General features: G+C 70.7%; 9 protein-coding genes and 3 pseudogenes. 5 read left to right on the forward strand and 7 right to left on the reverse strand.

Annotation, left to right across the window (positions count from 1 at the left end; all coding sequences use genetic code 11):
* Positions 1-667 (reverse strand): annotated as a pseudogene (locus tag P1P70_RS29285) (hypothetical protein); the annotation flags it as partial.
* Between the two features lie 97 nt (positions 668-764).
* Here P1P70_RS29285 and P1P70_RS29290 point away from each other — a divergent pair.
* Together P1P70_RS29290 and P1P70_RS29295 are read left to right on the forward strand one after the other, a co-directional pair.
* Positions 765-1,981, forward strand: a pseudogene (locus P1P70_RS29290) (adenosine deaminase).
* Positions 1,982-2,007: 26 nt separating this feature from the next.
* Complete coding sequence (locus P1P70_RS29295) at positions 2,008-2,712, forward strand: glycerophosphodiester phosphodiesterase (RefSeq protein ID WP_319242977.1); 705 nt, start codon at positions 2,008-2,010, stop codon at positions 2,710-2,712.
* Between the two features lie 49 nt (positions 2,713-2,761).
* Here P1P70_RS29295 and P1P70_RS29300 read toward each other — a convergent pair whose 3' ends face one another.
* The 6 genes from P1P70_RS29300 to P1P70_RS29325 all read right to left on the reverse strand — a co-directional run bounded on the left by P1P70_RS29300 (position 2,762) and on the right by P1P70_RS29325 (position 9,754).
* Positions 2,762-4,504 carry a sigma-70 family RNA polymerase sigma factor gene (locus P1P70_RS29300; protein ID WP_319242979.1) on the reverse strand — a complete coding sequence of 581 codons (1,743 nt, stop codon included), beginning with the start codon at positions 4,502-4,504 and terminating at the stop codon, positions 2,762-2,764.
* Between the two features lie 118 nt (positions 4,505-4,622).
* Positions 4,623-5,168, reverse strand: coding sequence for a hypothetical protein (locus P1P70_RS29305; protein ID WP_319242981.1), 546 nt, complete (start codon positions 5,166-5,168; stop codon positions 4,623-4,625).
* Positions 5,169-5,251: 83 nt separating this feature from the next.
* The gene (locus P1P70_RS29310; protein ID WP_319242983.1) at positions 5,252-5,911 is read right to left on the reverse strand and encodes a YceI family protein; all 660 of its coding nucleotides are present in this window, start codon (positions 5,909-5,911) and stop codon (positions 5,252-5,254) included.
* 201 nt (positions 5,912-6,112) lie between these two features.
* On the reverse strand, positions 6,113-6,838 hold the full coding sequence (locus tag P1P70_RS29315; protein ID WP_319242986.1) for an MBL fold metallo-hydrolase: 726 nt from the start codon (positions 6,836-6,838) through the stop codon (positions 6,113-6,115).
* Positions 6,839-7,069: 231 nt separating this feature from the next.
* Positions 7,070-8,227, reverse strand: coding sequence for a spermidine/putrescine ABC transporter substrate-binding protein (locus P1P70_RS29320; protein WP_319242988.1), 1,158 nt, complete (start codon positions 8,225-8,227; stop codon positions 7,070-7,072).
* Between the two features lie 90 nt (positions 8,228-8,317).
* Entirely contained in the window at positions 8,318-9,754 is a 1,437-nt protein-coding gene (locus P1P70_RS29325; protein ID WP_319242990.1) for a gamma-aminobutyraldehyde dehydrogenase, read from the reverse strand.
* Between the two features lie 175 nt (positions 9,755-9,929).
* Between P1P70_RS29325 and P1P70_RS29330 the strand changes: the two genes are divergently transcribed.
* The 3 genes and pseudogenes from P1P70_RS29330 to P1P70_RS29340 all read left to right on the forward strand — a co-directional run.
* Complete coding sequence (locus P1P70_RS29330; protein ID WP_413471564.1) at positions 9,930-10,481, forward strand: Lrp/AsnC family transcriptional regulator; 552 nt, start codon at positions 9,930-9,932, stop codon at positions 10,479-10,481.
* 19 nt (positions 10,482-10,500) lie between these two features.
* Positions 10,501-11,865 (forward strand): aspartate aminotransferase family protein, encoded by a 1,365-nt coding sequence (locus tag P1P70_RS29335; RefSeq protein ID WP_319242995.1) that lies wholly within the window; start codon positions 10,501-10,503, stop codon positions 11,863-11,865.
* Between the two features lie 300 nt (positions 11,866-12,165).
* Positions 12,166-12,882 (forward strand): annotated as a pseudogene (locus P1P70_RS29340) (ABC transporter ATP-binding protein); the annotation flags it as partial.
* Between the last annotated feature and the right edge of the window lie 184 nt (positions 12,883-13,066).

Consider the following 13,066-nt stretch of genomic DNA (forward strand, 5'->3'; position numbering starts at 1 on the left):
GGTCACCCGGGGGTGCGAACGCGCCGGGTCCCGTCCAGGGCTGCGGCGCGGGGGTCGGCGTGTGCGCGGGGCTGCCGTGAGCCGGGGTGTCGGCCGGTGCGGCCCAGGGGTCGTACGGAGCCTGAGGTGCTGGGGCGGACGCGGCTGTCGGGCTCGGCGCGGTCGTCGGGCTCGGCGCGGTCGTCGGGCTCGGCGCGGTCGTCGGGTTCGGCGCGGTCGTCGGGTTCGGCGCGGTCGTCGGGTTCGGCGCGGTCGGCTTGTCGAGGGCGACCGTCGGGGCCGGTGTCGCAGCGGGTGCCTCGGCGAGCGTCGGGGACGGTATCGCGTCCCCGGGCCGCGGGACGGCGTCCGGCGCGGCCGGCAGGGGCACGCCGTCGGCCACCGTCAGCATGTCGGCACTGCCGCCGGGCGCCGAGGGAACCGCGTCCTCCGTCACCGTCGGCAGCGCCGCACCGTCCACCACCGTCAGCGGCACGGCGTCGTCGATCATCGTCGGCAGCTCCGCACCGTCGACCACGGTCAGCGGCACGGCGTCGTCGGTCACTGTTGGGAGCGTGGCGCCGTCGACCACGGTCGGCGGTAGCGCGGCGTCGCCCTGCGGGGATGCCCACGGGGCGGGCTGCGGAGCGGCCGGTGCTTCCGGAATCGGTGCCTCGTCGGCTGACATGAGCGGTCCCCCTGTGACGTTCTGTGCCGTTCCGCGTCTTCTTTTCCGTCTGACGCGATCAGCGTACGTTCGGTCATGCTAAGGCCCGGGGTTCGATGTGCGGACGGCCGCCTACGATGATCCCCGAGTCACCGATCAGCCGATCACCCGCGTTCCCCGCAGCAGACCACGGTCCCGGGCGGACGCCGTTCCCGGGGAGGAACCTTGACCGACCACCGCACCGCGCAGGGCGTGCCCCTGAGCCCCGCCGTCGCCGTCGCCGACGCCGCCGCCGCTCCCGGCACCCGCGACCTGCACGCCTTCATCGCCGGTCTGCCGAAGGCCGAACTGCATGTGCACCACGTCGGCTCCGCCTCCCCCCGCATCGTCTCGGAACTGGCCGCCCGCCACCCCGACTCGCAGGTGCCCACGGATCCCGAGGCCCTCGCGGACTACTTCTCGTTCACGGACTTCGCCCACTTCATCCAGGTGTACCTGTCCGTCGTCGACCTGATCCGCACCCCGGAGGACGTCCGGCTGCTGACGTTCGAGGTGGCACGGGACCTCGCCCGGCAGCAGGTGCGCTACGCCGAACTGACCATCACGCCGTACTCCTCCACCCGTCGCGGGATCGAGGAGCGGGCCTTCATGGACGCGATCGAGGACGCCCGGAAGGCGGCGGAGGCCGAGTTCGGGACCGTCCTGCGGTGGTGCTTCGACATTCCCGGCGAGGCGGGGCTGATCGCGGCCGAGGAGACCGTGCGGCTCGCGACCGAGGACCGGCTGCGGCCGGAGGGGCTGGTGTCGTTCGGCCTCGGCGGACCCGAGGTCGGCGTACCGAGGCCGCAGTTCAAGCCGCACTTCGACCGGGCGATCGCGGCCGGGCTGCACTCCGTGCCGCACGCCGGCGAGACCACCGGGCCCGAGACGATCTGGGACGCGCTCAACGAACTGCGCGCGGAACGCATCGGCCACGGCACCAGCGCGGCCGGCGACCCGAAGCTGCTGGCCCATCTCGCCGAGCGACGGATCGCCCTGGAGGTCTGCCCGACCTCGAACATAGCGACCCGAGCGGTCCGCACCCTCGACGAGCACCCCATCAAGGAGTTCGTCGAGGCCGGCGTGCTGGTCACCGTCAACTCCGACGACCCGCCGATGTTCGGCACCGACCTGAACACCGAGTACGCGGTCGCCGCGCGCCTCCTCGACCTCGACGAGCAGGGGGTGGCCGCGCTCGCGAAGAACGCCGTGGAGGCGTCCTTCCTCGACGAGCCCGGCAAGGCCCGGGTGATCGCAGAGATCGACACCTACACCTCGGCCTGGCTGACCCTATGATCCGATCGGGACCGGAAACCACCACCATGCGCACCGTGACAGCCGTCGCCCATCGCGGCGCCCCCTACCGCCACCGCGAGAACACGCTCGACTCCCTGCGGGCCGGGCTCGAACTCGGTGCGGAAGCCGTCGAGTTCGATGTACGGACGACCCGTGACGGGGTGCCGGTCCTGCTCCACGACTCGACGCTGCACCGGCTCTGGGAGGTGGACCGGCCGCTGGCCGCGCTCTCCGCCGCGGAGTTGCGCGGGCTGACGGCCGACGGGGTGCCGACGCTGGCCGAGGCGCTGCTCGCCACCGGGGGCAGCCGCGTGATGGTGGACCTGCCGGGTGCGGTGAACCCCCGGGCGGTGCGGCAGATCCTCGGCATCGTACGGGAGTGCGATGCCGAGGACCGTGTCTACTACAGCGCCGACCCGCGGACCGTGCTCGCCGTCCGTGCCGTCGCCCCCACGGCCGAGCTCGCCCTCACCTGGAAGACCGCCGCGCCCCCGCGTCCCGCCCTCCTCGACGCCATCCGCCCGCGCTGGCTGAACTACCGCTTCGGCCTCCTCACCCGCCCCCTGGTGGACCGTGTCCACCGGGACGGCTACCTGCTCTCCGCCTGGACCCCGGACACCCGACGCTCCATGCGCCGCCTGCTGTCCTGGGGTGTCGACTCGATCACCACCAACCGCATCGACGCCCTGTGCGCGCTCAGGGCCACGGGCAACGGGCGGCCGGCCCTCTGAAGGGGACGGGGACCCGCTCGATCAGCCCCCACCCGCACGCACGCGCCCGCTACACCTCGGACCGCTGAGGCACGGTCGCCGCGTCCGCCGGCTTCTCCCGCGTGACGTACTGCGGCACCGGCGCCGAGTCCTTGCCGTCGTCGCGGACGAGGCCGTAGCGGATGGCTCCCCGTTCGGGGCCGACGGTGATGTCCTCGGTGACGGCGTCCCAGGTGGAGGGGGCGACGGTGATGCCGTAGTCGGCCCCGCGTTCGTTCTGGGTGAGGGCGACCGTGCCGTCGAGGTAGAAGTACTCGTTCTGCCACATCTGTTGGGTGCCGGCGGGCAGGACGGTGTAACCGGTGTCGGGGCCGCCCATTCCCGAGATCCTGCCGTCGGCGGAGGTCGGGTCGTCCATACGGCGGCCACCGCCCGAGGCGACGTGGAAGAGCCTGCCGTCCAGGCCGGTCCAGGTCGGCATGACCAGACCGCCCGGCCGGTACTGGGGCGAGATCTGCCAGCGGACCAGGACATATCCCCGGCCGGTGAACGTCACGTGGTCGCCCCGGTGGTTCATCACGGTCCGCGCGCCACCGCTGCTCGTGACGCCGGACTCGGGCCGGCGCGGCAGGGCGGGGGGCGGGGAGTCCGGGTCCGGTGCCGCGTCCGCCACGTCGACAACCGTGCCGTACAGGTCCTTCGGCTCCCTCTCCTTCCCCTTCTGCTTCTTCGACGACGGGGAGGCCGAGGGGGACGGTGAGGACGACGGCGACGGCGAGGGTGCGCGCGGCGCCGGAGCCGCGGGGCCACGGGCCGTGCTCATCGCCGACGGCGCGGCCTGCGCGGGCAGGTCCGCCGGGGGTTGCGTCACGACGTACGCGCCCCCGGCGACCATCGTCGCGCCCGCCGTCACCGCGACGGCGGGCTTGGTGAGGGCGCCGATCACCTTGGCGGACCAGCCCACGGAGGCGGTCGCGGTCGTCGCCGCCACGGCCGTCTTGCCGCCGAACGCCAGGGACAGGGTGAAGCCGACGGGGACGGGAACCAGGGCGAGCCCGACGAGGAGGCGCTCGGCGGGGACGAGGACCTCGCCGGGGCGGCCGTGGCCGTCGCAGCGAGCGCAGCCGCGGATGTGCCGGGCGATCCGTTTGCGCCACACCGAGTCGGGCTGCCCGCTCCAGCGTGCGGTGACCCGGCCCAGGTCGGAGCAGGAGGAGTCGAGGGCGCGGACGATGCCGCGTGCCGTCTCCAGCCGGGCCTTCATCCGCTGGACCCGGACGGCGGCGTGCTGCCGGCTGATGCCGACGGCCGAGGCCAGTTCCCGTCGGGTGAGTTCACCCGCGACCTCCAGCCACCACAGCGACAGCAGCTGCCGGTCCTCGTCGTCGAGCCAGCGGACCGCTTCCGCGACCTCCTTGCGCTGCCCCTCCAACTGCAGCCGCAGCACGGTCAGTTCGGCGAAGTCGGTAGCACCGTGGGCGTCGTGGTCGTCGAGCTGGTCGGCGGTGCGGCGGCGCGCCCGGTCCCGTATCTGCCGCATCGCGATCGCGACCAGCCAGGAGCGGAAGCTGTCCGGATCACGCAGCGTGCCGAGGTTGTCGACGGCACGGAGCATGGTCTCCTGCACGACGTCGTCGACGTCGGCGTGGCCGTTGAGGGCCCGGCCGACGATGTTGTAGACGAGCGGCAGCCAGCCCGCGACCAGCTCGTCGAGGGCGCGCCGGTCCCCCGCCTGCGCGTCCGCGATGGTGGACCGCCACTGCCGCCCGTCCACGTACGTCCCCTTCGATCCCGCCCGGTTCACCCTGTTCACTCGGCTGTGTTCCGTACCTTCTCAGCCATCGCTCCGACATGGGGAACCTCCGAGGCGGAGATCACACCGCTCACACTGCTCATACGGCTCGCTCCTGTGTGTGGGGAGACAGGGGTGCCTACGGAGACGGTGTGGAGGCGGCCGGGATAACAGTTTTCCGGTCCCATCCGCCGGTGAGGGCCTCCAGCCGCTTGATCCGCCGCCGTACGACGTAGAGCGGGATGACCCCGAAGACCCCGAACGACATGTCGATCACGGTCCACCAGAAGGGGATGTCGCGGATCGGCCCGCAGATCAGGGCCAGGGGGATGATGCCCGCGCAGGCGATCATGCCGAACTCGATGACCCAGATGTTGCGGACCGGGTCGCGGTAGGGGCCGTAGAAGGACACCGCGATCACCAGGTGCGCGAACGCCAGCCAGTCCGTGCCGTACAGGAGGAACGGGTATCGGGCGTCGGCTTCGTCGAGTCCCGCCCGGACCCGCTCGATCCACTCGACCAGGGCCGGCAGGTACTCCCCGACGGACAGCGACCGCAACAACTCCTCGGTCCAGCGCAGCTCGTGCACCAGCGGGAAGGCTGTGGCGCCACTCAGCACCAGACAGACGACGAAGAAGACCAGCCACGCACGGATGCCCTTCAGCAGGGCGGCTCTGTCGCTCATGCCGTGAGCGTACGCCCCTACTTGAACGCGTTCAAAAGCGGGGGCCCGACAGGTGCCGGGCCCCACGTGAACGCGACGGGCCGTCAGCCGCCGGGGACGGAGCGGATCGCGGCGATGTCGAACTGCAGGCGCACCTTCTCGCTCACCATGGCACCGCCCTCCGCGAGCCGCTGGTTGTAGGTGAGGCCCCATTCGGAACGGTTGATGGTGGTGGTGCCGTCGAAACCGACCCGCTCGTACCCGAACGGATCCATGACGTGTCCTATGTAGGTGAGTTCCAGATCGACGGGGCGGGTGATGCTCTTGATCGTGAGTTCACCGGCCATGCGGTAGACATCGTTGCCCACGAGGCGCACCGCCGTACTGACGAAGCGCATACGCGGATAAGTCGCGGCATCCAGGAAATCGCGACCCATCAGATGGGCGTCGCGTTGTTCCACTCCGGTGTCGACGGACGCGGTGGACAGCACTATCTCGGCCCGTGAACGCGAGGGATCACGACCGTCGAAATAGAGCCGACTCTGATATTCGGTGAAGGCCCCTCGCACGGTCGTGACCAGGGCGTGCCGGACGGAGAAACCGATACGGCTGTGCGCCGAGTCGATCATCCATTCGCCGGTCAGCATCGTGAGTGCGGGGTCGGACATGCCGTCGGGAGCGAATGCCGCGGACTCGTGGGGGAGTTGTGCGGCTGTGGGGGCTGCCGGGCGGCGCAGGGACGCAGCACGGGTGAACAGGTTCATGATTCACGTAACTACGTCACGACGACATGCGCCGCAACCCTTCGTCGGCGAATCCGTCGGGTCCGAATCGACTGCGAAAGGCTGATAAAACGCCACCGCGCGCCAGACAATCGCATTACCTCCACAAGGCCGTCACGCATTGCTCGCCCCAATTCAGGGGGAGTCACACGGAGTTATGCGGAGTCATGCGAGTCACGCAGGTCATGCGGAGTCACGCGGAGTCATGTCGTGCTCTTCGGCAGCAGCCCGCGGGCGAGGGTGTCGCGGGCGGCCTCCAGATGGCGCCCGGCCCGCGCGAGCGAGACCTCGTGGTGGCCGGGGAACAGCGCGTCCACGTCGAGCGCCGCCAGCCTGTTCAGACTGGCCGCGTACTCGGGAACCCGGCAGTCGTGCAGGTTCTGCACCGGAGAAGAGCGCTCGGTGCCCGGGGGCGCGCAGGTGGAAGCAGAGGTGGCCGTCGGCATGACCCGGCGTCGCGACGGCCCGGAGGACCACTCCGCCGCCGAGGTCGATCTCCTCACCGTCCGCCAGGGCCTCGACCTGGGGGCAGGGGGCGAAGGAGTAGTCGGCCGGGTAGTACCCGGACGCCTTTCCCCGGTCCAGACTGACGCCCGCTTCGTCTCCCGCCGCGATCCACCCCGTGGCCTCGGCGCCGGCCAGCACGCGCAGTCCGGGCAGCCGTTCGGCGAGCGCGGCGGCTCCACCCGCGTGGTCGGCGTGGCCGTGGGTGAGCAGGAGACGGCCGGGGTCGGCGCCGGTGGCGCGCACGGCGCGCACGATGCTCTCGGCGGACCGGCCGGCCCCGGCGTCCACGAGCACGCTGTGCCGGGCGCCCCGCACCAGGTAGACGTGACAGTCCAACGGGTCGCTGAGATCGAATCCGTACGCTCCGCCGGCGACGAGCGTGACATGGTCGGTCAGCCGCATGACGGCCCTCCTGCTATCGGTACGACGAGGCCGACGAGGCCTTCCCCGCCTTCCCAACGCCGGCACCAACCCCGAGGTGACCCTCCAGCCCCCGGCACGCTCCCAGGCCTCCCGGGCGCCCCCGGACCGCGCCCTACCGCTCCGCCGGCTCCCCCGGCTCCCCAAACGACCCTTGAAGACTCCGGAAGACTCCCGAAGGCTCCGGAAGAAGTGCTCAGGACCTAAGCCCCCCTAAAGACCCACGATCCCGTTCCACCGCCGGGAGAACTCACGGCGTTCCCCGGGGGTGATGTCCCGGGCCACGGCCAGCCGGGCCCGCATGGTGTCGTCAGGGAAAATGAGGGGGTCCTCGGCGAGGGCGGCAGTCTCCTCGTCCCTCGCAGAGGCCAGGACGTCGCGGGCCGCCGGGACGGGGCAGACGTAGTTGACCCAGGCCGCGAGCTCGGCGGCCACCTCGGGGTCGTAGTAGTGGTCGATCAGGCGCTCGGCGCTGGTCTTGTGGCGTGCGAGGTTGGGGATCATCAGGGACTCGGACCAGAGTTCGGCGCCCTCCTCGGGTACGACGAACCGGATGTCCGGGTCGTCGGCCTGGAGTTGGATGACGTCCCCGGAGTAGGCCTGGCAGGCGAGGACGTCCCCGCCGGCGAGGTCCTTGATGTAGTCGTTGCCCGTGAAGCGGCGGATGTGACCGCGCCGGACGCGGGAGGCGACCTGGTCGCAGACGGTGTGGAAGTCGTCCGCCGTCCAGCGCGTGACATCGACTCCGTTGCCTTGCATCAGCAACGCGAACGCCTCGTCCAGACCGGAGAGAAGGGTGACCCGTCCCTTGAGGTCGTCCGCCCACAGGTCGGCGACCCGGCGTATCTCGCGGCCCACCCTCCGCCGGTTGTACGCGATCCCGGTGATCCCCGACTGCCACGGCACCGTGAAGACCCGGCCGGGATCGAAGGCGGGCGACCGGAGCTGCGGATCAAGATGGCGGCTGACGTTCGGCTGCCGGGCCCGGTCCATCTCCTGCACCCATCCGAGCCGTACGAACCGGGCGCACATCCAGTCACTGACGACGACGAGGTCCCGGCCGGTCTGCTGACGGTTCATCAGAGCCGGACTGATCTTGCCGAAGAACTCGTCGTTGTCGTTGATCTCCTCGACGTAGTCGACGGCGATCCCGGTGCGCTCCTCGAACGCCTCCAGGGTCGGCCGCCGGGTGTCGTCCTCGTCGTCCGTGTCGATGTAGAGCGGCCAGTTCGACCAGCTCAGCCGCTTGTCCCGGGCCGAGAGGTCGACCCCGGCCCGGTCACCGGGCGCCACGTAGGCGGCGGGCACACCGCACCCGGTCAACACACCGAGAGACGCGGCCGCGCCCAGCAGGGAGCGACGCGTGAACACGGGGCCCCCCGCGCCCCGATGGGCCGCAGGCCCTACAGGGGCGCGGGGAACCGCGCGATCAGCCACGGCGAACCGTCCGTCAACGACCCCTCAGTCCAACGACGTCATCACGTGCTTGATCCGCGTGTAGTCGTCGAACCCGTAACCCGACAGGTCCTTGCCGTACCCGGACTTCTTGAACCCGCCGTGCGGCATCTCCGCGACCAGCGGAATGTGCGTGTTGATCCACACACACCCGAAGTCCAGCGCCTTCGACATCCGCATGGCCCGCCCGTGGTCCTTCGTCCACACCGACGAGGCCAGCGCGTACTCCACGCCGTTCGCCCACTCGACGGCCTGTCCCTCGTCGGAGAAGGCCTGCACGGTGATGACCGGTCCGAAGACCTCGCGCTGGATGATCTCGTCGTCCTGCCTCAGCCCTGAGACGACGGTCGGCGCGTAGAAGTACCCCTTCTCGCCGACCTGGTGGCCACCGGCCTCGACCTTGGCGTGGGCCGGCAGCCGCTCGATGAACCCGGCGACCTGCTTGAGCTGGTTGGGGTTGTTGAGCGGACCGAAGAGCACGTCCTCGTCGTCCGGCTGCCCGGTCTTCGTCTCGGCCGCCGCCTTCGCGAGCGCGGCCACGAACTCGTCGTGGATGCCCTCCTGCACGAGGACACGGGTCGCGGCCGTACAGTCCTGCCCGGCGTTGAAGAAGCCCGCCACCGAGATGTCCTCGACGGCCTTGGCGATGTCGGTGTCGGCGAAGACGACGACCGGTGCCTTGCCGCCCAGCTCCAGGTGGACCCGCTTGAGGTCCCTGGACGCGGACTCGGCGACGGACATACCGGCCCGCACGGACCCGGTGATGGACGCCATGGCCGGGATCGGGTGCTCGACCATCAGCCGGCCGGTGTCGCGGTCGCCGGTGATGACGTTGAAGACGCCCTTGGGCAGGATCGACCCGACGATCTCGGCGATCAGCACGGTCGACGCGGGCGTCGTGTCCGACGGCTTCAGCACGACGGTGTTGCCCGCGGCGATCGCCGGCGCGAACTTCCACACGGCCATCATCATCGGGTAGTTCCACGGCGCGACCTGGGCACAGACGCCGACCGGCTCACGGCGCACGATCGAGGTCATGCCCTCCATGTACTCGCCGGCCGAGCGCCCCTCCAGCATCCGCGCGGCGCCCGCGAAGAAGCGGATCTGGTCCACCATCGGCGGGATCTCCTCGGAGCGGGTCAGCCCGATCGGCTTACCCGTGTTCTCCACCTCCGCCGCGATGAGCTCCTCGGCCCGCTCCTCGAACGCGTCGGCGATCTTCAGCAGGGCCTTCTGCCGTTCGGCCGGGGTCGTGTCCCGCCAGCCCGGGAACGCGGCCTCGGCCGCGGCCATCGCCGCGTCGACGTCGGCCTGTCCGGACAGGGGCGCGGTCGCGTAGGCCTCGCCCGTCGCGGGGTTGACCACCTCGGTGGTCCGTCCGTCGACGGCGTCACGGAATTCCCCGTCGATGTAATTGCGCAGACGACGCAGCTCGGTGCTCACTGCCGGCCCTCCAGATGGGTCCAGGGTTGGGGTGTCCATTCCTTGAGACACCACCCTAATCCGCCGCCCCACGTTTTCAACACCCCCAACACCTCGATGGCTGCGAAATCCGCAAGCCACAACCCCGTAAACAACGAATTTCATCGGTTCAGCCTTGCGGAACTGTCGAGACGTCGTGCACAGTGAGGCCGTGGCCAGTCGAAGCGCAGACCAGAAGGACTCCAGGGACTCCAGGGACTCCCATAGCTCCAGGGACTCCCGGGAGCCCAGGAACGGCCCCCCGCAGTTGGACGCCGTCTCCCTCGCCATCGTCGAGCAGCTGCAGGAGGACGGCCGACGGCCGTACGCCGCGATCGGCAAGGCCGTCGGCCTCTCCGAGGCGGCCGTGCGCCAGCGCGTCCAGAAGCTGCTCGACCAGGGCGTGATGCAGATCGTCGCCGTCACGGACCCGCTCACCGTGGGCTTCCGGCGCCAGGCGATGCTCGGCATCCACGTCGACGGCGACCTGGATCCGGTGGCGGACGCGCTGACGGCCATGTCGGAGGTGGAGTACCTCGTGATCACCGCCGGCTCCTTCGACCTGCTGGCGGAGATCGTCTGCGAGGACGACGACCACCTCCTGGAGGTCATCAACAAGCGCATCCGGACCCTGCCCGGCGTGCGATCGACGGAGAGCTTCGTCTATCTCAAGCTCAAGAAGCAGACCTACATGTGGGGAACCCGATAACCGTGAGGACGCGATACCCGTGAGCCCCAAGGACCTCAGCCAGACCGCGTACGACCACCTGTGGATGCACTTCACCCGCATGTCCTCGTACGAGAACTCCCCGGTCCCCACCATCGTCCGGGGCGAGGGCACGTACATCTACGACGACAAGGGCAAGCGGTACCTCGACGGTCTCGCCGGTCTCTTCGTGGTCCAGGCGGGCCACGGCCGCACCGAGCTGGCGGAGACCGCGTTCAAGCAGGCGCAGGAGCTGGCGTTCTTCCCGGTGTGGTCGTACGCCCACCCGAAGGCCGTCGAACTGGCGGAACGTATCGCCTCCCACGCGCCCGGGGATCTGAACAAGGTCTTCTTCACCACCGGCGGCGGCGAGGCCGTCGAGACGGCCTGGAAGCTCGCCAAGCAGTACTTCAAGCTCCAGGGCAAGCCGACCAAGTACAAGGTCATCTCCCGCGCCGTCGCCTACCACGGCACCCCGCAGGGCGCCCTGTCCATCACCGGCCTGCCGGCCCTGAAGGCCCCCTTCGAGCCGCTCGTCCCGGGCGCGCACAAGGTCCCGAACACCAACATCTACCGCGCCCCGATCCACGGCGACGACCCGGAGGCCTTCGGCCGCTGGGCCGCCGACCAGATCGAGCAGCAGATCCTCTTCGAGGGCCCCGAGACGGTCGCGGCCGTCTTCCTGGAGCCGGTGCAGAACGCGGGCGGCTGCTTCCCTCCGCCGCCCGGCTACTTCCGGCGGGTCCGCGAGATCTGCGACCAGTACGACGTGCTGCTGGTGTCCGACGAGGTCATCTGCGCCTTCGGCCGGCTCGGCACGATGTTCGCCTGCGACAAGTTCGGCTACGTCCCGGACATGATCACCTGCGCCAAGGGCATGACCTCGGGCTACTCCCCGATCGGCGCCTGCGTCGTGTCGGACCGCATAGCCGAGCCCTTCTACAAGGGCGACAACACCTTCCTGCACGGCTACACCTTCGGCGGCCACCCCGTCTCGGCCGCCGTCGGCCTCGCCAACCTCGACCTGTTCGAGCGCGAGAAGCTCAACCAGCACGTCCTCGACAACGAGGCGGCCTTCCGGTCCACGCTGGAGAAGCTCCACGACCTGCCGATCGTCGGCGACGTCCGCGGCAACGGCTACTTCTACGGAATCGAGCTGGTCAAGGACAAGACGACGAAGGAGAGCTTCGACGACGACGAGACCGAGCGGATCCTCTACGGCTTCCTGTCGAAGAAGCTGTTCGAGAACGGCCTCTACTGCCGGGCCGACGACCGCGGCGACCCGGTCGTCCAGCTCGCGCCGCCGCTGATCTCCGACCAGTCGACGTTCGACGAGATCGAACAGATCCTGCGCGCGACGCTGTCGGAGGCGTGGACGCTGCTGTAGGCGCCGCTCCTGCCCCACCCCGGCGCCGCAGCGCTCCGTCGCCGCGGCGCACCGGCGACCGGCGACCGGCGACCGGCGACCGGCGACCGGCGACCGGCGACCGGCGACCGGGCGTGAACGGACCTTCACACGGCCCGGGGCGCCCCCATCCGAGTGAGATGGGGGCGCCCCGGGCCGTGTGCTGTCCACCCCCCGCCGCCCCGACTCCCTAGCGTGCCCCTGTAACCGATCGGCCCTGCCTTCGTTCCCCCGGACGGGGGGCTCCCCCGGCAATCCTGATCCGAACCGAGGTGTACGCCCATGGTGGCCCCGCCGGACAACGACGTGCTCTGGGCACGTGGTCTGACCTACGCGCACGACGGCACGCCCGCACTGCACGGTGTGTCGATGGCCGTCCGGGAGGGCGAGATCCTCGCCGTCACCGGCCCGCGCGGCAGCGGCAAGACCACGCTCCTGCGGTGCCTGTCCGGACAGCTGCGGCCCCAGCGGGGGGAGGTGTGGTTCAACAGCGTCCCCGTGCACAGGATGGGCGCGCTCGCCCGGGAACGGCTGCGCCTCGACCGCTTCGGGTGGATCGACCCCGAGCCGGCCCTCGTCCCCGAGCTGAACGCCTGGGAGAACACCGCCCTGCCGCTGATGCTGCGCGGCACCGGCCGCCGGGCCGCCAAGGCCGCCGCCCTGGAGTGGCTGGAGCGCCTCGACATCCGCGACACGGCCCGCAAGCGCCCGCACGCGCTCCTCCAGTCGGAGCGCCAGCGCGTGGTGGTGGCCCGCGCCCTGGTCTGCGCCCCCACGGTCCTCTTCGCGGACGAACCGACCGCCCCGCTGCACCGCGCCGAACACGGCCACGTCCTGCGCACGCTCACCACGGCGGCCCGCTCCCACCGGATCACGGTCGTGCTCGCCACCCACGACCCCGAAACGGCGGCCCTGGCGGACCGGTCGGTTTCCCTCCTGGACGGCCGCCACGTGAGGACGGTCCACCTGCCCGCCGCCGCAGCGGGCGAGAGCCGAACCCCGGCCGGCCGGCCCCGCCGCGTCGGGTCCCACGGAACGGACCCGCACACCGACGCGAGCAAGGATCGCCCCGGTCCGGAGGCGGCGGCCCGCCTCCATGGCGGCGGAAGGGGGGTTTGCCCGGGCCTGGGGGCTGGCTCTTAAACACATCTGACCCTGCCAACGAAAAACCTGTTGAAAATAT

Origin of the sequence: Streptomyces sp. MB09-02B (assembly GCF_033794485.1) — a bacterium.
Lineage (GTDB): Bacteria > Actinomycetota > Actinomycetes > Streptomycetales > Streptomycetaceae > Streptomyces.

Bases quoted from the DNA above. Each gene is read 5' to 3' on its own strand.
- P1P70_RS29295 (WP_319242977.1), top strand. From the start codon at position 2,008: ATGCGCACCGTGACAGCCGTCGCCCATCGCGGCGCCCCCTACCGCCAC.
- P1P70_RS29305 (WP_319242981.1), bottom strand. From the start codon at position 5,168: ATGAGCGACAGAGCCGCCCTGCTGAAGGGCATCCGTGCGTGGCTGGTC.
- P1P70_RS29310 (WP_319242983.1), bottom strand. From the start codon at position 5,911: ATGAACCTGTTCACCCGTGCTGCGTCCCTGCGCCGCCCGGCAGCCCCC.
- P1P70_RS29315 (WP_319242986.1), bottom strand. From the start codon at position 6,838: ATGCGGCTGACCGACCATGTCACGCTCGTCGCCGGCGGAGCGTACGGA.